The organism is Pseudomonas sp. BIC9C (genome assembly GCF_034541995.1).
GTDB classification, from domain to species: Bacteria; Pseudomonadota; Gammaproteobacteria; order Pseudomonadales; family Pseudomonadaceae; genus Aquipseudomonas; species Aquipseudomonas fluorescens_CC.
Genome location: NZ_JAWDGM010000001.1, coordinates 275,243 through 295,189 on the forward strand (window position 1 = coordinate 275,243; position 19,947 = coordinate 295,189).

Sequence of the window (19,947 nt, forward strand, 5' to 3'; positions counted from 1 at the left end):
GCGCTTTTAGTCCGTCATCGCGAGCAAGCTCGCTCCCACAGTGTCCGCGTCGACCACAAATTTTTCGAACGCCACCAATCTTGTGGGAGCGAGCTTGCTCGCGATGAAGTCAACTCGGTATCAAGTGGGACTCAGCCCTTTAGCACCCGCGCCAACGTCGATTTCACCTTGCCCATGCCGTCATGCAAGGCCTGCTCGATCTCGGCCATGGTGATCACCGCCGTCGACTTGCCCGCCGCCGGGTTGACCACCAGCGCCAGGCAGGCGTAATCCAGTTCCAGTTCGCGGGCCAAAGCTGCTTCCGGCATACCCGTCATACCGACGATGTCGCAGCCATCACGCTCCAGCCGGGCGATTTCAGCCACTGTCTCCAGGCGCGGCCCTTGAGTGCATGCATACACGCCATGACTGCTGTAACCCACACCTTCCGCCGCCAATGCCGCGATCAGTTGCTGGCGCAACGGTTCGCTGTAGGGGTAGCTGAAGTCGATATGGGTGACGCGCTCCAGATCATCGGCAAAATAAGTGTGTTCACGACCGCTGGTGTAGTCGATCAACTGATGCGGCACGCAGAAATGCCCGGTGCCCATGGCGGAATGAATGCCACCCACGGCATTGACCGCGAGAATCGCCTGCGCCCCGGCCTGTTTCAGCGCCCAGAGGTTGGCGCGGTAGTTGACCTGATGCGGCGGAAAACGATGCGGATGACCGTGACGCGCAAGGAACAGCACTTCCTTGCCGGCATATTCGCCGATCTGAACGTCGGCCGAAGGTGCGCCGTAAGGCGTGTCCACTGTCAGTGACTGACGAATGCTCAGGCCTTCGAGCTGAGTCAGGCCAGTGCCACCGATAATCGCGTAAACCGTCATAACGAACAGTCCTTAATCAATCAATTGAGCTTCTTTGAGCGCGCCGACAGCGGTCAGCCAGCGCGGGTCCTGACGGTATTCGGTGCTGGCGAACGACTGGCCTCGCATCCGCGCAATACGCTCGGATGGCTTGACCTTCAGCCGCTGGGCAGCGCTCAGGGCGAGCTCGGCGGCCGCACGGTCGTTGCACACCAGGCCCATGTCGCAACCGGCAGTCAGCGCTGCTTCGATTCGACTGGCGGCATCGCCGACCACGTGAGCCCCCGCCATGGACAAGTCATCACTGAAAATCACCCCGTCGAATTGCAACTCGCCACGCAGGATTTCCTGCAACCAGCGACGGGAAAAACCGGCCGGCTGGGCGTCGACTTGTGGATAGATCACATGGGCGGGCATGACCGCGGCCAGTTGCTTGCTCAATCTGGCAAACGGTACCAGATCGTTGGCACGGATCTCATCGAGACTGCGCTCATCATTCGGGATCGCGACGTGGGAATCCGCTTCGGCCCAGCCGTGACCGGGGAAGTGCTTGCCGGTGGCCGCCATGCCTGCGCTGTTCATCCCGCGGATGAACGCACCGGCCAATCGGGCGGCGCGCTCCGGGTCACCCTCGAACGAACGGGTACCCACCACCGCGCTGCGTTGGTAATCGAGGTCGAGCACCGGGGCGAAACTCAGGTCCAGGCCAACGGCCAACACTTCGGTCGCCATGATCCAGCCGCACTGCTCGGCCAGGTATTCGGCGTTCGGGTTGTCGGCAATGGCGCGCATGGCGGGCAAACGCACGAAACCGTGGCGCAGGCGCTGCACGCGGCCGCCCTCTTGATCCACCGCCAACAGCAGATCGGGACGAATGGCGCGAATGGCTGCACTCAGCTCGCGCACTTGACGCGAATGCTCGATGTTACGGGCAAAGATGATCAAGCCACCCACTTCGGGCTGGCGCAACAATTGGCGATCTTCAGCCGTCAGCCAGGTACCGGCGACGTCCACCATCAACGAGCCTTGCAAGCCAGCAGTCATAGTTTTTCCTTGATAACAGAAAACCCGTCCCACACGAATTCGCCGCCGGGGGCTGTGCCCGGCAGGTCGGCGGTATCAATGGGAAACGGGTTCAGAAACAGAGTCGGCATGGGCGGCTAGCTTAGCGGATGTCAGCTGCCGCGCCCACCCGTGTACGGTTAAACCTTGGCGGCAACCGGTGTCGATTTAGTGCGCGGACGCAACTGGGCAGTGGCCATGGCCGCATCCGTCACACCGGATTCGGCACGCATGCCGGCGGCCAGGAATGGCACCATCAGGCGCATGACCTGCTCGATCGAGGTGTTCACGCCGAAGTCGGTTTCAGCAATCGCCCGCAAGGCCTTGATACCGGACATGCTGAACGCCGCCGCACCCAGCATGAAGTGCACGCGCCAGAACAGTTCGATGGGTGGAATGCGCGGTGCCGCTTCATTGACCAGCATCATGTAGCGGCGGAACACCTTGCCGTACATGTCTTCCAGATAACGACGCAGGTGCCCCTGGCTCTGACTGAATGCCAGCCCCAGCAAACGCATGAAGATAGACAGGTCGTTGCCACTGCGCGGCTGCACCACCAATGCCTGCTCGACGAGGATTTCCAGCAACTCTTCAAGTGTCGGCCTGATTTCAGGCTTGGCCTGACGCCGCTCCAGCTCTTTATCGAGACTGATGCAGAACGGCCCGAGGAACCGCGAGAAAACCGCCTGGATCAACGCCTTCTTCGAACCGAAGTGATAGTTCACCGCCGCCAGGTTGACACCCGCCTTGCTGGTGATCAGACGCAACGAGGTTTCAGCGAAACCTTTTTCCGCGAACAACTGCTCGGCGGCATCAAGAATGCGTTCAACGGTTTCCGACTGGGCCATGGCTACTCCGCCTGACAAACACTTGTTTGAAACATACGTTTCAGCCTGTGCCTTGTCAAGTCTGGCAGTTCGTTTTGGGAATGGTCGGTCAGCCATTTAACCACACAACGACAAAGCTTCAATCCACTGACTGATTGACCGTCCGGCGGCGACTGAAAAATGGAACATTGCCAAGACCGCTTTACTGTATATAATCCCAGTCACTGTATAAAAAAACAGAGCGATCGATATGCTAAAGCTGACGCCACGACAAGCAGAGATTCTGGCTTTCATCAAACGCTGCCTGGAAGACAACGGATACCCACCCACCCGCGCGGAAATCGCTCAGGAACTGGGTTTCAAGTCACCCAATGCGGCGGAAGAGCACCTCAAGGCGCTGGCCCGCAAGGGTGCCATCGAGATGACGCCTGGCGCCTCCCGTGGCATTCGCATCCCCGGTTTCGAAGCCAAGGCCGACGATTCCACCCTGCCGATCATTGGCCGGGTCGCAGCCGGTGCCCCGATTCTTGCGCAGCAACACATCGAAGAGTCCTGCAACATCAATCCCGCCTTCTTCCATCCACGCGCCGACTACTTGCTGCGCGTCCACGGGATGAGCATGAAGGATGTCGGCATTTTCGACGGTGACCTGCTGGCGGTCCACACCACCCGCGAAGCCCGTAACGGCCAGATCGTGGTTGCGCGAATCGGCGACGAAGTGACTGTCAAGCGCTTCAAGCGTGACGGCGGCAAAGTCTGGCTGATCGCCGAGAACCCCGAGTTCGCCCCTATTGAAGTGAACCTTCAAGATCAGGAACTGGTGATCGAAGGCTTGAGTGTCGGCGTCATTCGCCGCTAAAGGAGGCACCATGCAGTTCCCGCAGACATCACCACAGCAAACCCAACTGCCGTTGTTCGAAGCGTTCATGGCACAGCCATTGGCGCCGATTCTGAAAGACGTAGTCGAGTCCCCTGGAGCGCCGAACCTGACGTTTTCAGCGAGCTGTCACTGCGTGGTGCAGCCGGGAACTGCCTGAGCCTTCTGGCACCCATCCTCAGGGAATTGAGCCAGGACCAGGATGCACGCTGGCTGACACTGATCGCGCCGCCCGCCAGCCTGACTCAAGCCTGGCTGCGAGATGCCGGCCTCAACCGCGAACGCATCCTGTTGCTGCAGCCGCGGGGCAGCCAGAGCGCCCAGCAACTGACCTGCGAAGCGTTGCGCCTGGGGCGCAGCCACACGGTGGTCAGCTGGATCAACCCGCTGAGCCCCCAATCGCGGCAACAACTGATCAACGCCGCCCGCACCGGGGACGCTCAGAGTCTGAATATTCGACTGGGTTAACTGACAGGCAAGACGCGTGCTTCACCGCGCGAGGCTTCTCCAGGGACAGAGAAGCCGATGAGTAGCGATATCAGGAAAAACGACAGACGGGGATCAATGCAGAACCCGCGTCCCCTCTTCCTTGTCGAATTCGCCTTCAACCAGGCGACCCGCCATCTGCACACCGACGCTCAACATCGCCTTGGCGACTTCCACGTGCTGTCCTTGCAGGAACGCCTTGGCGTCCTCGGAGAAATCCAAAGTAACCAGAGAACCCTCGTCCTCAGCCCTGCGCAGCTCGATACGGCCGTCTGGTAACTCGACAATTTCTAGAAAGGACGTTGGCATAAAGGACTGTTCTCCACGAAAGGCGGGGATTATATAGGCATCGCTCGGGCTTCGCTTGGGATCTTGACCAGATGTCATCCCCCGACTGCGAGTGTCAGCACTCGTTCAACCCTTCACGAAACCGGATCGCCAACGCTTTCAGGTTCTGACGCCAGCTCTCCAGCTCCTCCCGACTCAGCTCCTCCGGCGCGTCCTCTTCATCCAGATTGACAGCCTGAATCAGTGGCTGAGTCACGTCCCCTTTTGGCTTGTGCGGCGCACGTGGCGGCTGAAACAGCGCAGCGTGGGCGGCCAACAGCCTGGCCAGCCAGGTCTCCGGGTTATTGGCCAGCTCGACCATCTCGGCCATTTCCGGAATGGCGATGGTTTCCAGCACCTCGCGAGTCAGCAACAATTCTGCACGGGGTGCATTGGCCTGGGGCAAGCGATAGAAACCGGCGATTTCGTGACACAGGCCCAACAGCGCGCCGTACAGGTGAAACAGCGCGGATTCGCGCCCGGCCTGGATCAGCGCCAGCGAATTCATCGCCCGACTTTCTTCAGTGCGGGCCAGTGCTTCCAGCGACAAGCCGGCGAAGTAAATCTTCTGATTGGTGCGGGTATAAAGTTCGTGGGCCATGACGGCAGCCTCCACAACGAAATAATTGCTTCACGCGGGTCTGACAGTGTCGTGGATCAGCCGATGCGACCGCAAGCACAAAACAAAAAAGGCCGCATGAAAACCCGAGGGTTCTCACGCGGCCTTTAATGCCGATGGCGCCAGCTTCCTGTAGGAGCGAGCTTGCTCGCGAAAAAACCGAGGGCGGCGTGCTCATCCAGACAGCACGCGTCATCGTTAACGACCATCGCGAGCAAGCTCGCTCCTACAGGGGGGGGCTTTAAGCCTTGGCTGCCGGACGCTTGTCTTCGACCGCCCACTTACCACCGTCGTAGAACGCTTTCCAGCCAGTCGGCTTACCGTCGACTTCTGTCTGCACGTACTGTTCCTTGGTCTTGCGACTGTAACGAATCACAGCAGGGAGGCCATCCGGATCTTTCTTCGGCGCTTCGCAGAGGAAGTGATACTTCGGATCGATCTCATCCTTGTGCGGGATGATTTCCATCACCAGCGGAGCACGCGTCTCGCGGTTTTTCGGGAACTGGCTGGCCGCCAGGAACAGGCCGGATGCACCGTCGCGCAGAATGTAGGTGTCGTTGACCTTTTCGCACTTCAGCTCAGGCATCTTCACCGGGTCCATCTTCGGTGGCGCCGCATCACCGCTCTTCAGCAGTTTGCGGGTGTTCTTGCAGGTGGCATTGGTGCAACCGAAGAACTTGCCGAAACGGCCAGTCTTGAGTTGCATCTCGCTGCCACACTTGTCGCACTCCAGGCTCGGACCTTCATAGCCCTTGATGCGATAAGTGCCCTCTTCGATTTCGTAGCCATCGCAATCCGGGTTGTTACCGCAGATGTGCAGCTTGCGCTTTTCATCGAGCAGGTAGGCGTCCATCGCCGTGCTGCAGATCGGGCAGCGATGCTTGCCACGCAACACCAGCGACTCCGACTCACCCTCGTCGTCCGCAGCGATTTCGTCGCCCGGCACCAGGTTGACGGTGGCCTTGCAACGCTCTTTCGGCGGCAGGCTGTAGCCCGAGCAGCCAAGGAACACGCCTGTCGACGCGGTACGGATCTGCATCGGACGACCGCAGGTGGTGCACGGTATGTCAGTCATCACCGGCTGGTTGGCACGCATGCCACTTTCCGGACTTTCGGCCACTTCGAGTTTTTTCTTGAAGTCGCCGTAGAACTCGTCGAGCACGTTTTTCCAGTCACGTTCGCCCTGGGCCACGTCATCGAGATGCTCTTCCATGCCCGCAGTAAAGCCGTAGTCCATCAGGTTGGAGAAGCTCTCGGCCAGACGCTCGGTGACGATGTCGCCCATCTTTTCCGAGTAGAAACGACGGTTGTGCAGCGCCACGTAGCCGCGATCCTGGATGGTCGAAATGATCGCCGCGTAGGTCGAAGGACGACCGATGCCGCGTTTTTCCATTTCCTTTACCAGGCTGGCTTCCGAGTAACGCGCCGGCGGTTTGGTGAAATGCTGGGTCGGATCAAGCTTGATCAGCTTCATCGCGTCGCCCTGGGCCATGTCCGGCAATACGTCATCGTCGCCCGGCTTGGCGATTTGCGGCATGACACGGGTGTAACCGTCAAACTTCAGGATGCGGCCCTTGGCGCGCAGCTCGAAGTCACCGGCACCCACAGTCACGGTAGTCGACAGGTATTGCGCCGGCAGCATCTGGCAAGCGAGGAACTGGCGCCAGATGAGCTCGTAGAGGCGCTCAGCGTCACGCTCCATGCCCGACAGCTTGCTTGGCTCGGTATTGGCGTCGGACGGACGAATCGCTTCGTGAGCCTCTTGTGCGCCTTCCTTGCTGCTGTAGACGTTCGGGGTTTCCGGCAGGTACTTCTTGCCGAACTCGCCTTCAATATAGGTACGCGCCATCGCCACGGCATCGGCCGAGAGGTTGGTGGAGTCGGTACGCATATAGGTGATGTAGCCGGCTTCGTACAAACGCTGGGCCATCATCATGGTTTTCTTCACACCAAAGCCCAGGCGGTTGCTCGCGGCCTGCTGCAGGGTGGAGGTGATGAACGGTGCCGACGGCTTGCTGCTGGTCGGCTTGTCTTCGCGCTTGACGATGCTGTAGCTGGAAGCCTTGAGCTTCTCCAGCGCCGCCATGGCCTGGGCTTCATTGAGCGGCTTGAAGGCTTCGCCTTTCTCGCGGGCCACATCGAAACGCACGGTCGCGCCCTTTGCGGTGCCGAGATCGGCGTGAACTTCCCAGTACTCTTCCGGGATGAACGCGCGGATTTCACGCTCACGCTCAACCACCAGCTTCACGGCAACCGACTGCACGCGACCGGCGGACAGGCCACGAGCGATCTTGGCCCACAGCAGTGGCGAAACCATGTACCCCACGACGCGGTCGAGGAAGCGACGCGCCTGCTGGGCGTTGACACGGTCGATATCCAGCTCGCCCGGCTGGGAGAAGGCTTCCTGAATCGCCTTCTTGGTGATTTCGTTGAACACCACGCGCTTGTAGCGGCTGTCGTCACCACCGATGGCTTCGCGCAGGTGCCAGGCAATGGCTTCCCCCTCGCGGTCCAAGTCGGTTGCGAGATAGATGGTGTCAGCATCCTTGGCGAGCCGGCGCAGCTCTTCGATGACTTTTTCCTTGCCCGGGAGGATCTCGTACTTGGCTTTCCAGCCATGATCGGGATCGACACCCATGCGCGCGACCAGCTGCTTGCGCGCCTTTTCTTTCGGCGACAGTGCCGGCGCTTCACCCGCAGCAGCCTTTCCGCGCTTGGCGGCTGGCTCTTTGCTGGCGCTAGCCGAACCGCTGGTGGGCAGGTCTCGGATATGGCCGATACTCGACTTCACCACGTATTCGTTGCCCAAATACTTGTTGATGGTCTTGGCCTTAGCCGGGGATTCCACAATGACCAGCGATTTGCCCATGGATCAGAAAATTCCTGAATTCGAGAAGTGAAAGGCGATTGGCGCCTGACGCGGCACCGCTATATATAGTGGCAACAAGGTGAGGTCAAGCGCAGGGTATTGCGCGAACTCAGCTTATGGCTTGGTAAAAAGGCTTTCTTCGGCCTGCACCAAAGCAAAGCGTGGCACCTGTTCACCGTCAACCTCGACGGACTCCAGGAACATGCTCAAGGGACGCACCCAAAAGCCGTAATCGCCATACAGGGCTTGGTAGAAGACCACTTCTTCTTCGGTTTCCGAGTGCCGCGCAATACTGAATACGCGGTACTGCGGACCTTTGTAATGTTGGTAGAGCCCAGGTTGTATCGGCATGCTTTGGCCCTCACTCAAATTTTTTCAAATAAAAAACAAAATAAATCCGGAAAAACAAAAACCGGGGCACTTGGCCCCGGCTTCCATCGACGAGACGCTTAAACGCGTTCGAAGACGGTGGAGATGCCTTGGCCGAGACCAATGCACATGGTGGCCACCCCGAAGGTGCCGCCATTCTGCTTCATTACATTGAGCAAAGTGCCGGAGATCCGCGCACCGGAGCAACCGAACGGGTGGCCCAGGGCGATGGCGCCACCGTGCAGGTTAACCTTCTCGTTCATCTTGTCGAGCACTTTCAGATCTTTCAGCACTGGCAGGGCCTGTGCGGCGAAAGCTTCGTTGAGCTCGAAGAAGTCGATGTCGGAGATACCCAGACCCGCGCGCTTCAATGCTTTTTGTGTGGCCGGTACTGGACCATAGCCCATGATTGCCGGATCCACACCCGCCACTGCCATCGAGCGAATCACCGCCAGAGGCTGGATACCCAGGTCCTGTGCGCGCTGCGCCGACATCACGATCATGCACGAAGCACCATCGGTGATCTGCGACGAAGTACCGGCTGTCACGGTGCCGCCCTTTGGATTGAACGCCGGCTTCAGAGCCGCCAGGCTTTCCAGGGTGGTTTCCGGACGAATGGTTTCGTCGTAGTCGAAGGTTTTCAGGAAACCGTTCTCGTCGTAGCCCTGCATCGGGATGATTTCGTCTTTGAACTTGCCTTCCACGGTCGCCTTGTGGGCGAGTTGGTGGGAGCGCACGCCGAAAGCGTCCTGTTGCTCGCGAGTGATGCCGTGCATCTTGCCCAGCATTTCCGCGGTCAGGCCCATCATGCCCGAGGCTTTCGCCGCGTACAGCGACATGTGCGGGTTCGGATCGACACCGTGCATCATGCTCACATGGCCCATATGCTCGACGCCACCAACCACGAAAACGTCACCGTTGCCGGTCATGATCGCTTGCGCAGCAGTGTGCAGAGCGCTCATGGACGAGCCGCACAGACGGCTGACGGTCTGGCCGGCGGAGGTGTGCGGGATCTGGGTCATCAGCGACGCCATGCGCGCGATGTTCCAGCCCTGCTCCAGGGTCTGGTTCACACAGCCCCAGATCACGTCTTCGACTTCGTTCGGGTCGACCTTGACGTTACGTTCCAGCAGTTTGCTGATCAGGTGCGCCGACATGTCTTCGGCGCGGGTGTTGCGGTGCATGCCGCCCTTGGAGCGGCCCATCGGAGTACGACCGAAGTCGACAATCACGACGTCTCTAGGATTCAAGCTCATAAGTTCACTCTCACTCTAGTTGGGGGCGCTTAACCGAAGAAGCTCTGGCCGTTTTTGGCCATTTCGCGCAGCTTCGCGGTCGGGTGGTACAGCGCGCCCAAATCAGCGTACTGGTCAGCCAGGGCAACGAACTCTGCCACACCGATCGAGTCGATGTAGCGCAGCGCACCGCCACGGAATGGAGGGAAACCAATACCGTAGACCAGACCCATGTCGGCTTCGGCAGCGGTTTCGACGATGCCGTCTTCCAGGCAACGCACGGTTTCCAGGCACAGCGGGATCATCATCCAGTTGATGATGTCTTCGTCGGTGACTTCGCGCTGTTCAAAGACGATTGGCTTGAGCACTTCCAGCACCGAAGGATCGGCCACTTTCTTCTGCTTGCCCTTCTTGTCGGTCTCGTAGGCGTAGAAGCCCTTGCCGTTCTTCTGACCCAGGCGCTTGGCTTCGTAGAGCACGTCAACGGCCGAGCGACGGTCGTCTTTCATGCGGTCCGGGAAGCCTTCGGCCATCACGTCACGACCGTGGTGGCCGGTGTCGATGCCGACCACGTCCATCAGGTAGGCCGGGCCCATTGGCCAGCCGAATTTTTCCATGATCTTGTCGATACGCACGAAGTCCACACCGGCGCTGACCAGCTTGGCGAAACCGCCGAAGTACGGGAACAGAACGCGGTTGACCAGGAAGCCCGGGCAGTCATTGACGACGATCGGGTTCTTGCCCATTTTCTTGGCGTAGGCAACGGTCGTCGCGACAGCCAGTTCACTGGACTTCTCGCCACGAATCACTTCCACCAGCGGCATCATGTGCACCGGGTTGAAGAAGTGCATGCCGACGAAGTTTTCCGGACGCTTGAGGGCTTTGGCCAGCAAGGTGATGGAAATGGTCGAGGTGTTGGACGCCAGGATGGTGTCCTCTTTGACCTGGTCTTCAACTTCAGCCAGTACAGCTTGCTTGACCTTGGGGTTTTCGACGACCGCTTCCACCACCAGGTCCACGTGACCGAAATCACCGTACGACAGGGTTGGACGAATGCCGTTGAGCACTTCAGCCATTTTCGCGGCGGTCATGCGACCTTTATCAACGCGGCCGACCAGCAGCTTGGCGGCTTCGGCCAGACCCTGCTCGATACCGTGCTCGTTGATGTCCTTCATCAGGATCGGCGTGCCTTTGGAGGCCGACTGATAGGCGATACCGCCACCCATGATGCCAGCGCCCAGTACGGCAGCCTGCTTCACGTCCTTGGCGATTTCGTCGTAGGCCTTGGCCTTTTTCTTCAGTTCCTGATCGTTCAGGAACAGACCGATCAGGCTCTGCGCGGCAGAGGTCTTGGCCAGCTTGACGAAACCGGCGGCCTCGACTTCCAGCGCCTTGTCACGACCGAAGTTCGCAGCTTTCTGGATGGTCTTGATCGCTTCGACCGGCGCCGGGTAGTTCGGGCCCGCCTGGCCGGCCACGAAACCTTTGGCGGTTTCGAAAGCCATCATTTGCTCGATGGCGTTCAGCTTGAGCTTTTCCAGCTTCGGCTGGCGCTTGGCCTTGTAGTCGAACTCGCCGGAGATGGCGCGCTTGATCAGTTCCAGCGCGGCGTCCTGCAGTTGCTCTGGAGCAACCACTGCGTCGACAGCGCCGACTTTCAGTGCGTCTTCAGGACGGTTTTCCTTGCCGGCGGCAATCCACTCGATGGCGTTGTCGGCACCGATCAGGCGCGGCAGACGCACGGTACCGCCGAAGCCCGGGTAGATGCCCAGCTTGACTTCCGGCAGACCGATCTTGGCCTTGGTGGACATGACGCGGTAGTCCGCCGCCAGGCACATTTCCAGACCACCACCCAGCGCGATGCCATTGATCGCGGCGACGGTCGGGACGTTGAGGTCTTCGAAATCGCTGAAAATCCTGTTGGCTTCGAGGTTGCCAGCAACAAGTTCTGCATCCGGCAGCTTGAAGTTGTCGACAAATTCGGTGATGTCGGCGCCGACGATGAACACGTCCTTGCCACTGCTGACGATCACGCCCTTGATCGAAGCATCTGCCTTGATGGTGTCTACGGCCTGACGCAGTTCGTTCAGGGTTAGACGGTTGAACTTGTTGACGGACTCACCCTTGAGGTCGAACTTCAGTTCGACGATGCCACTTTCAAGAGCCTTAACCGTGATGGCTTTACCTTCGTAAATCATCAACTGATCTCCACGATATGGAAGCTGAACAGTACACGTCGGACGCAGGCGAATGGCTGGCAGGGACGTTGATCGTCAATGCTACGCCTATCCACCCGGCACACCCGCCAACGCGATAGTCGGGATTCTGTAGGAGCGATTTGAAAACAAACGCTCAATTCATACGCCCGTTTGATTTGGGTACGCCACCTTCACGGAATTTCCGCCAATTGTCAATCGCCCAGAATGCGGGTTGAAAAGCGACTTTGCGGTCATATCCGTACTGCGAAGACCTTAAACACGCTTGAGCATGCAAGGTCATTCATAGAATCAATTGTTAGAAAAGTCGCCCTAATTCACCGCAGCCCGTATTTAACGAGCTACGCTGGCGGAACCAAGGGGAAAATTGTGAACGCTTTTGGCGAATGCCCAGCGTAAGATCAGCCAACACCGTTTTACCGGCCTGCCTGGCCAACTCCAGCCCGATGATGAATGTCGGGCTTTTTATTGCCTGCGAAGAACACCTGTAGGAGCGAGCCCGCTCGCGATGGACGTCAACGATGACGCGGGAAGCCTGGCACCCCGCGGCGCTCTCAGGTTCATCGCGAGCAGGCTCGCTCCTACAGGGGGGGGTCGGGTTTCAGGCGAGTGCCTTGAGGGTGGCATCGATTTGTTGCAATACCTCGGCCTCGCCCTTCTCGCCCCAATACAAGGTAATCATTTGCTTGTCAGCCTCGACCTTGTAGACGTTACCTGGCAATTTTTCGAAATGATTCAGCAGCGCCTGATCCTCGCAGACCTCCTGCCACTGATTCACCCACAGACCCGGTGATTTTTGCCAGTAGCTCCAGCACGCCGGCTGATTGCCGCGTCGCGGACGATGGTACTGGGCGCACGGGCTTGGCGGTTCCTGGCTGAGCCAGTGCGGCCACTCCTGAGGTGCCAATTGCATAGCCAGCCCGATGCGCCGGGCCTCCATCCGCAAGGCGATACGCCCACTCTGGGCACGTGACGGGCGCAACCATGCCAGCGGGCTGAGTACCACCAGCAGGATTGACACCACTATCCAGACCGTCATATCTGTACTCCCGAATTTGAATGAGCCCATTGTGTCACTTTGGAACCAATGCGCTTGAAACCAGCCATACTTACCAATATTGCATCCCTCAGGAGGAGCACCTCATGCCCTACAACCATATTCTGGTCGCTGTAGATCTGACCGAAGAGTGCGACCCTGTCATCCACCGCGCGCGCGAACTGTCGGTGAGCAACAGCGCGAAATTGTCGCTGGTGCACATTGTCGAGCCGATGGCGATGGCCTTTGGTGGCGACGTGCCAATGGACCTGTCACAACTGCAACAGCAGCAGTTCGATCAGGCCAAGGAGCGCCTCGACCGGTTGATCAACAAGTATCCTGAACTCTCAAAAGAGTACAGCCACCTGACCTATGGCCAGCCACGCCAGGAAATCCATCATATGGCCAAGGAACAGGAGTGCGACCTGATCGTCGTAGGCAGTCATGGCCGCCACGGCCTGGCACTGCTGCTGGGCTCCACCGCCAATGACGTGCTGCATGGCGCGCCTTGCGATGTGCTTGCGGTGCGCCTGCAAAACAAAAGCTGACAATACTGCCCCCCCCTGTAGGAGCGAGCTAGCTCGCGATGGTCGCCAACGATGACGCGGGCAGCCTGACACCCCGCGGCGCTCTCAGGTTCATCGCGAGCGAGCTCGCTCCTACAGGGAATTGATTGCAGTGCATATGAAAAGCCCGGCGCTCATCACTGAGCGCCGGGCTTTTTACTGCCGGATCAATCAGGCATCCAGCTCGGCCCAACGCTCAACCATGATGTCGAGCTCAGCCTGCAACTGCTCCAGCTGAGCAATCACCGCAGCCGTTTCGGCAGCAGGACGCTGATAGAAGCCCGCATCCGCCATCTGTGCTTGCACGGCGGCAATCTGCTGCTCCATGGCTTCGATCTGCCCCGGCAACGCTTCCAGCTCGCGCTGCAACTTGTAGCTGAGCTTTTTCTTCGCCACTGGCGCTTCGACGGCTGCCGCCACCGGTGCAGGCTCGGCCTTCACCACGGCGGAGTTCAGGTCGGCCTTGCCGGACTTGCTCTCGGTCACGCCCAGCAGGCGCGGCGAGCCGCCCTGACGCAGCCAGTCCTGGTAGCCACCGACGTACTCGCGAACCTTGCCTTCACCTTCGAAGACCAGGGTACTGGTGACCACGTTATCGAGGAATGCCCGATCGTGGCTGACCATCAGTACGGTGCCATTGAAGGTCAGCAAGACCTCTTCGAGCAATTCGAGGGTTTCGACGTCGAGGTCGTTGGTCGGCTCGTCGAGTACCAGCAGGTTCGCCGGCTTGCTGAACAGCTTCGCCAGCAACAGACGGGCACGCTCACCACCGGACAGCGCCTTGACTGGCGTGCGCGCACGCTGCGGGCTGAACAGGAAGTCGCCGAGGTAGCTCAGTACATGGCGGCTCTGGCCGTCGATATCGATGAAGTCGCGACCTTCGGCGACGTTGTCGATCACGGTTTTTTCCAGATCCAGTTGATGGCGCAACTGGTCGAAGTAGGCGACATCGATCCGGGTGCCCTCTTCCACTTTGCCGCTGGTCGGCTGCAAGCCGCTGAGCATCAGCTTCAGCAGCGTGGTCTTGCCGGTACCGTTGGCGCCGAGCAGACCGATACGGTCGCCGCGCTGCAGCACCATGGAGAAGTCCTTGATCAGGAACGGGCCGTCCGGGTGAGCGAAGCTCACGTTATCGAGGACCATTACCTGCTTGCCGGACTTGTCGGCGGTTTCCAGCTGGATATTGGCCTTGCCGGTACGCTCACGACGCTCGCTACGCTCGACACGCAAGGCTTTGAGCGCACGTACGCGGCCTTCGTTACGGGTGCGACGGGCCTTGATGCCCTGGCGAATCCATACTTCTTCCTGGGCCAGGCGCTTGTCGAACAGCGCATTGGCGGTTTCTTCGGCGGCCAGTGCGGCTTCTTTGTGCACGAGGAAACTGGCGTAGTCGCCGTTCCAGTCGATCAGGCCGCCGCGATCCAGTTCGAGGATGCGGGTTGCCAGGTTCTGCAGGAAAGAACGGTCATGCGTGATGAACAGCACGGCGCCCTGGAAATCCTTCAGCGCTTCTTCAAGCCAGGCGATGGCACCGATGTCCAGGTGGTTGGTCGGTTCGTCGAGCAGCAGCAGGTCCGGCTCGGACACCAGGGCCTGGGCCAGCAGGACGCGACGACGCCAGCCGCCGGACAACTCGGCGAGGGTCTTGTCGGCCGGCAGTTGCAGGCGGCTCAAGGTGCTGTCGACCAGGGTCTGCAAGCGCCAGCCATCGCGGGCTTCGAGGTCGTGCTGGACGTGCATCAGTTTGTCCAGATCGGCATCGGTGACGATGTTCTGGCTCAGGTGGTGATACTCGGCGAGCAACGCACCGACGCCGTCCAGGCCTTCGGCCACCACGTCGAACACTGTCCGCTCGTCGGCTACCGGCAATTCTTGCGGCAATTCGCCGATCTTGAGCCCGGGTGCGCGCCAAACGGAGCCGTCATCGGGCTTCTGGTCGCCCTTGACGAGCTTCATCATGCTGGACTTGCCAGTGCCGTTGCGGCCGATGATGCACACCCGCTCACCACGGGCGATCTGCCAGGACACCTTGTCCAACAACGGCATAGCGCCGAAAGCAAGGGACACATCGCTGAATTTGAGCAGGGTCATGAGCTTCTCCAAAAACCGGGCGCGCATTCTACCTGACTTGAGGCTTCACAAGGCCGGCAATTTCACTCTCGCAACACTCTGCATGACAAATGTTGCGAACTGATGCGGGAAGACCCGCAAAGCTTTCGCCGGCTGCTGGCAAAAGGCTAAGCTACAGACAATTCAGTGCGGGCCCGGCCCGCACTTGTCATGATTTCTCTGCCCGGACGTCTCATGCGCAGTCGCCTCTTCAGACTTTTATCCTGTTTTCTTCTCTCTGCCGCTGCCGTTCAATCCGCCCAGGCGGTGGACCTTTCCACCCAACGCCAGTATTACGATGAAGCCAAACGCGCCCTGGCCAAGGGCGATAGCGGCCCGTACTTCCGTTACAGCCGGGCCCTCGCCGATTATCCACTGGAACCGTACCTGGCTTACGACGAACTGACAGCACGCCTGAAAACCGCGAGCAACGCCGAAATCGAGAAATTCCTCGCCGAACATGGCGACCTGCCCCAGGCCAACTGGATGAAACTGCGCTGGTTGCGCTGGCTGGCGGAACGGGGCGACTGGGCGACCTTCGTCAGGTATTACGATCCCAAGATGAACTTCACCGAACTGGACTGCCTGAATGCGCAGTACCAGGTCAGCCATAACCTCAAATCCGAAGGTTATGCCAATACTGAAAAGCTCTGGCTGACCGGTAAATCCCAACCCGAAGCCTGCGATACCCTGTTCGGCATGTGGGCCGCAGATGGCCAATTGACCGAGCAAAAACGCTGGGAGCGCGCCAAACTCGCCGCCCAGGCGCGCAACTACCCGCTGGCCAACAGCCTGGTCAACAGCATGACCACCCTCGCCCCTCGCGGTCGCTTGCTGGTGGACGTCGCGCAGAAACCGGAACTGCTCAACCAGCCGTCACGCTTCACCCCGGCCGATGAAGCCATGTCCGACGTGGTCAGCCTCGGCCTGCGCCGCCTGGCTCGCCAGGATCCGGACAAGGCCATGGACCTGCTTGATGGCTACGCCAGCAGCATGCACTTCTCCCGGGATGAAAAAGTCGCAATCGCCCGGGAAATCGGCCTGACCCTCGCACGACGTTTCGACAGCCGTGCGCTGGATGTCATGACCAAATACGACCCCGAGCTGCGCGACAACACGGTTTCCGAATGGCGCTTGCGCCTGCTCCTGCGCCTGGCGCGCTGGGACGATGCCTACCAGTTGACCCGCCGCCTGCCCCAGGACCTGGCCACCACCAACCGCTGGCGCTACTGGCAGGCCCGCAGCCTGGAACTGGCGCAACCACAGAATCCGGAAGCACAGACGCTCTATAGAAGCCTGGCCCGCGAACGCGACTTCTATGGTTTCCTCGCCGCCGATCGCTCACAGTCGCCCTACTCGCTGCTCAACAAACCGCTGGTGCTCAGCCAGGCCACAATCAACAAGGTGCGCAACACGCCCGGCGTGCGCCGCGCCCTGGAGCTGCACGCCCGCGGGCAGGTCGTCGATGGTCGCCGTGAGTGGTATTACGTCAGCCGTCACTTTAGCCGCGACGAAATGGTCGCCCAGGCCAAACTGGCCTATGACCTGAAATGGTACTTCCCGGCGATCCGTACCATCAGCCAGGCACAGTATTGGGATGACCTGGATATCCGCTTCCCGATGGCTCACCGGGAAACCCTGGTCCGCGAAGCGAAGAACCGCGGCCTGCATCCGAGCTGGGCGTTCGCCATCACCCGCCAGGAAAGCGCATTCATGGACGACGCCCGTTCCGGTGTCGGCGCCTCGGGCCTGATGCAACTGATGCCGGCCACCGCCAAGGAAACCGCACGCAAGTTCAGCATTCCATATAGCTCGCCACAGCAATTGTTCGATCCGGACAAGAACATCCAGCTCGGCGCCGCGTATTTGAGCCAGGTACACAGCCAGTTCAATGGCAACCGCGTCCTCGCCTCCGCCGCCTACAACGCCGGCCCCGGCCGTGTACGCCAATGGCTGCGCGGTGCCGACCACCTGAGTTTCGACGTGTGGGTAGAAAGCATCCCGTTCGATGAAACCCGCCAGTATGTGCAAAACGTATTGTCGTACTCGGTGATCTACGGCCAGAAGCTCAATTCACCACAGCCGATCGTGGATTGGCACGAGCGGTTTTTCGATGATCAATGATCACTGTAGGAGCGAGCAGGCTCGCGATGGACATTAGAGTGCCGCTGGGTGTCAGGCATCCCGCGTCATCGTTGACGACCATCGCGAGCAGGCTCGCTCTTACAAGAGTTCCCCAGCGTTAATCAATCCATCACTGAACTGCAACGCCGCCAACCGCGCATACAACGCATTGCTGGCAATCAGCTCCTGATGCGTCCCCACCGCCACCAGTTTCCCCTGATCCATCACCGCGATTCGGTCGGCGTTTTTCACCGTGGCCAAACGATGGGCAATCACCAGGGTGGTACGGTTTTTCATCAAGCTCGGCAACGCCTGCTGGATCAGGTGTTCGCTCTGGGCGTCGAGGGCGCTGGTGGCTTCGTCGAGGAGCAGGATCGGGGCGTCCACCAGCAACGCGCGGGCAATGGCCAGTCGTTGGCGCTGGCCGCCGGACAAGCCGAGCCCCCCATCCCCCAGATGCGTCTGGTAACCGTTGGGCATGGCTTCGATAAAGTCATGGGCGTAAGCGATTTTTGCCGCTTCCTGCACCTCGGCCGAAGTCGCCTTCGGATTGCCATAGCGAATGTTTTCTTCAATGCTGCCGAAAAACAGCGCCGGGGTTTGTGACACCAGGGCGAAGCAGCGGCGCAGATCCAGTGGATCGAGTTGAGTCAAGGGCACGCCATCGAGCAGGATGCGTCCCTCGGCCGGGTCGTAAAAGCGCAGCAGCAAGTCATACACCGTCGACTTGCCGGCCCCTGATGGCCCGACCAGCGCCAATGTCTCACCGGCATTGACGCTCAGGTTCAAGCCGTCGACAGCATAACTTTCCGGCCGCGACGGGTAGGAAAACCGTACATTCTGCAATTGCAGGCGGCCGTCGACCCGTTCCGGCAGTGTCACCGTGCCGGACACCGGTGGCAGAATGATGTTTTCCGAACGCAGCAACTCGGCAATCCGTTCGGCCGCGCCGGCCGCCCGCTGCAATTCGCCGATCACCTCGCTCAAGGTGCCGAACGCACTGCCGACGATCAGGCTGTAGAACACGAACGCCGCCAGTTCGCCGGCGGAAATTCGCCCGGCGATAACGTCCATGCCGCCCACCCAGAGCATCACCCCGACCGCACCCAATACCAGGACGATCACCAGGGTGATCAGCCACGCCCGCTGGAAGATACGCTTGCGCGCGGTGTTGAAGGCCTCCTCCACCGTCACGGCAAACCGTCCCTCGTCCTGGGCCTGATGGTTGTAGGCCTGCACGGTCTTGATCTGGCCAAGGGTTTCCGACACATAACTGCCGATATCGGCAATCCGGTCCTGACTCAGGCGCGAGAGGTTGCGCACCCGGCGTCCGAAGATCAGGATCGGCGCGATCACCAGGGGCAAGGCCACCACCACGATGCTGGTGAGCTTGGGGTTGGTGATGAACAACAGGACGATCCCGCCGATCACCATCAACAGATTGCGCAAGAACAACGACAGCGAAGAACCGATGACCGACTGCAGCAGCGTGGTATCGGCGGTCAGGCGGGACTGGATTTCGGAACTGCGATTGTCTTCGTAAAACCCGGGGTGCAGATAAATCAGATGATTGAACACCTGACGCCGGATGTCGGCGACGCAGCGCTCGCCGATCCACGACACCAGGTAAAACCGTACAAACGTACCGATCGCCAGCCCCAGGACCAGCAACATGAACAGAGTGATGGATTGATTGAGCAGATGCGGTGACTGGGTCATGAACCCCTTGTCCACCAGCAGGCGAATACCCTGCCCCATGGACAAGGTAATGCCAGCGGTGACGATCAACGCCAGCAAGGCGCCGAAGGCCTGCCAGCGATAGGGCGCGATGAAACGACTGGCCAGGCGAAAGGCACGGCGGTGACGGGCAGAGAGCATCGCATTCATCCAGAACAAAGCAGTCAATAGAGTCAGCCTACACCGCTCAATGGGGTGGCTCGCTGCAAATCACAATGAGTCAGGTTAATTATGTCCGCCAACACTAGAGGCTAGACGCTATTGGTCTAAAGTTCGGCTAGCCACGCGGTGGCATTTCTGGTGGACTGGTTCTGTCCCCCCGGAAAGATCGCAGGGAGTTGTCATAGCCCGGTCACCTGGAGGCTCTACAGTAAGCACACAACCTGATGAGGAGACAGGCCATGTCCTTGCAACACAGCAGCGATGACAAGATTCAAGTGATCCGCACGCAACCAGACCAGTCTCTGGGTTGCTCGATTATTGACGAGCAGGGTCGCGAAGTACCGATCACTGAAGAGATGATCCAGTCCGCTTGCCGCGAACTGGAAAAGCGATTGGTCAAGCCTGCCGAACAAGAGTGATATAGCCACCGTCTTCTTGACCCGGCCCATTGTTGGCCGGGTTTTTTATTGCCAAAAAA

Annotated in this window: 16 protein-coding genes and 2 pseudogenes; 6 read left to right on the forward strand and 12 right to left on the reverse strand. The window is 59.6% G+C overall.

Annotated features, from left to right (window positions below; all coding sequences use genetic code 11):
• Positions 1-131: 131 nt before the first annotated feature.
• The 3 genes from RS887_RS01340 to RS887_RS01350 all read right to left on the reverse strand — a co-directional run bounded on the left by RS887_RS01340 (position 132) and on the right by RS887_RS01350 (position 2,758).
• Complete coding sequence (locus tag RS887_RS01340) at positions 132-869, reverse strand: S-methyl-5'-thioinosine phosphorylase (protein WP_322614105.1); 738 nt, start codon at positions 867-869, stop codon at positions 132-134.
• A gap of 12 nt (positions 870-881) precedes the next feature.
• On the reverse strand, positions 882-1,892 hold the full coding sequence (nagZ, locus tag RS887_RS01345; RefSeq protein WP_322614106.1) for a beta-N-acetylhexosaminidase: 1,011 nt from the start codon (positions 1,890-1,892) through the stop codon (positions 882-884).
• A 158-nt stretch (positions 1,893-2,050) separates the two neighbouring features.
• Positions 2,051-2,758 (reverse strand): TetR/AcrR family transcriptional regulator, encoded by a 708-nt coding sequence (locus RS887_RS01350; RefSeq protein ID WP_322614107.1) that lies wholly within the window; start codon positions 2,756-2,758, stop codon positions 2,051-2,053.
• Positions 2,759-2,987: 229 nt separating this feature from the next.
• On the opposite strand from RS887_RS01350, the gene lexA reads away from it, so the two are divergent.
• Together lexA and sulA are read left to right on the forward strand one after the other, a co-directional pair.
• Positions 2,988-3,596, forward strand: a complete 609-nt coding sequence (gene lexA / locus RS887_RS01355) for a transcriptional repressor LexA (protein ID WP_322614108.1) — start codon at positions 2,988-2,990, stop codon at positions 3,594-3,596.
• 10 nt (positions 3,597-3,606) lie between these two features.
• Positions 3,607-4,082, forward strand: a pseudogene (gene sulA, locus RS887_RS01360) (SOS-induced cell division inhibitor SulA).
• Positions 4,083-4,175: 93 nt separating this feature from the next.
• Here the strand turns inward: sulA and RS887_RS01365 are convergent.
• From RS887_RS01365 to RS887_RS01395, 7 genes are all read right to left on the reverse strand, one after another.
• Positions 4,176-4,409, reverse strand: a complete 234-nt coding sequence (locus tag RS887_RS01365; protein WP_008023011.1) for a hypothetical protein — start codon at positions 4,407-4,409, stop codon at positions 4,176-4,178.
• A gap of 94 nt (positions 4,410-4,503) precedes the next feature.
• On the reverse strand, positions 4,504-5,028 hold the full coding sequence (locus RS887_RS01370; protein WP_057400204.1) for a DUF6586 family protein: 525 nt from the start codon (positions 5,026-5,028) through the stop codon (positions 4,504-4,506).
• 259 nt (positions 5,029-5,287) lie between these two features.
• Positions 5,288-7,915: a type I DNA topoisomerase gene (gene topA / locus RS887_RS01375; RefSeq protein WP_111282271.1), complete on the reverse strand. Its 2,628-nt coding sequence runs from the start codon at positions 7,913-7,915 to the stop codon at positions 5,288-5,290.
• Positions 7,916-8,029: 114 nt separating this feature from the next.
• Positions 8,030-8,266: a DUF1653 domain-containing protein gene (locus tag RS887_RS01380; RefSeq protein WP_053160735.1), complete on the reverse strand. Its 237-nt coding sequence runs from the start codon at positions 8,264-8,266 to the stop codon at positions 8,030-8,032.
• 98 nt (positions 8,267-8,364) lie between these two features.
• The gene (gene fadA, locus RS887_RS01385; RefSeq protein ID WP_008023006.1) at positions 8,365-9,540 is read right to left on the reverse strand and encodes an acetyl-CoA C-acyltransferase FadA; all 1,176 of its coding nucleotides are present in this window, start codon (positions 9,538-9,540) and stop codon (positions 8,365-8,367) included.
• Positions 9,541-9,569: 29 nt separating this feature from the next.
• Positions 9,570-11,717: a fatty acid oxidation complex subunit alpha FadB gene (gene fadB, locus RS887_RS01390; protein WP_322614109.1), complete on the reverse strand. Its 2,148-nt coding sequence runs from the start codon at positions 11,715-11,717 to the stop codon at positions 9,570-9,572.
• A 619-nt stretch (positions 11,718-12,336) separates the two neighbouring features.
• A complete protein-coding gene (locus RS887_RS01395) occupies positions 12,337-12,774 on the reverse strand; it encodes a hypothetical protein (RefSeq protein ID WP_322614110.1) in 438 nt (145 codons plus the stop codon).
• 104 nt (positions 12,775-12,878) lie between these two features.
• On the opposite strand from RS887_RS01395, the gene RS887_RS01400 reads away from it, so the two are divergent.
• Together RS887_RS01400 and RS887_RS01405 are read left to right on the forward strand one after the other, a co-directional pair.
• The gene (locus RS887_RS01400; protein WP_322614111.1) at positions 12,879-13,319 is read left to right on the forward strand and encodes a universal stress protein; all 441 of its coding nucleotides are present in this window, start codon (positions 12,879-12,881) and stop codon (positions 13,317-13,319) included.
• Between the two features lie 38 nt (positions 13,320-13,357).
• Positions 13,358-13,435, forward strand: a pseudogene (locus RS887_RS01405) (outer membrane lipoprotein carrier protein LolA); the annotation flags it as partial.
• 73 nt (positions 13,436-13,508) lie between these two features.
• Here RS887_RS01405 and RS887_RS01410 read toward each other — a convergent pair.
• Entirely contained in the window at positions 13,509-15,428 is a 1,920-nt protein-coding gene (locus RS887_RS01410) for an ATP-binding cassette domain-containing protein (RefSeq protein WP_322614112.1), read from the reverse strand.
• Between the two features lie 213 nt (positions 15,429-15,641).
• Between RS887_RS01410 and RS887_RS01415 the strand changes: the two genes are divergently transcribed.
• Positions 15,642-17,570: a transglycosylase SLT domain-containing protein gene (locus RS887_RS01415; RefSeq protein ID WP_322614113.1), complete on the forward strand. Its 1,929-nt coding sequence runs from the start codon at positions 15,642-15,644 to the stop codon at positions 17,568-17,570.
• 99 nt (positions 17,571-17,669) lie between these two features.
• Here the strand turns inward: RS887_RS01415 and RS887_RS01420 are convergent, their stop codons facing one another.
• Positions 17,670-19,457: an ABC transporter transmembrane domain-containing protein gene (locus tag RS887_RS01420; protein WP_322615243.1), complete on the reverse strand. Its 1,788-nt coding sequence runs from the start codon at positions 19,455-19,457 to the stop codon at positions 17,670-17,672.
• A gap of 251 nt (positions 19,458-19,708) precedes the next feature.
• Between RS887_RS01420 and RS887_RS01425 the strand changes: the two genes are divergently transcribed.
• The gene (locus RS887_RS01425; protein ID WP_322614114.1) at positions 19,709-19,888 is read left to right on the forward strand and encodes a PA1571 family protein; all 180 of its coding nucleotides are present in this window, start codon (positions 19,709-19,711) and stop codon (positions 19,886-19,888) included.
• Positions 19,889-19,947 lie beyond the last annotated feature (59 nt).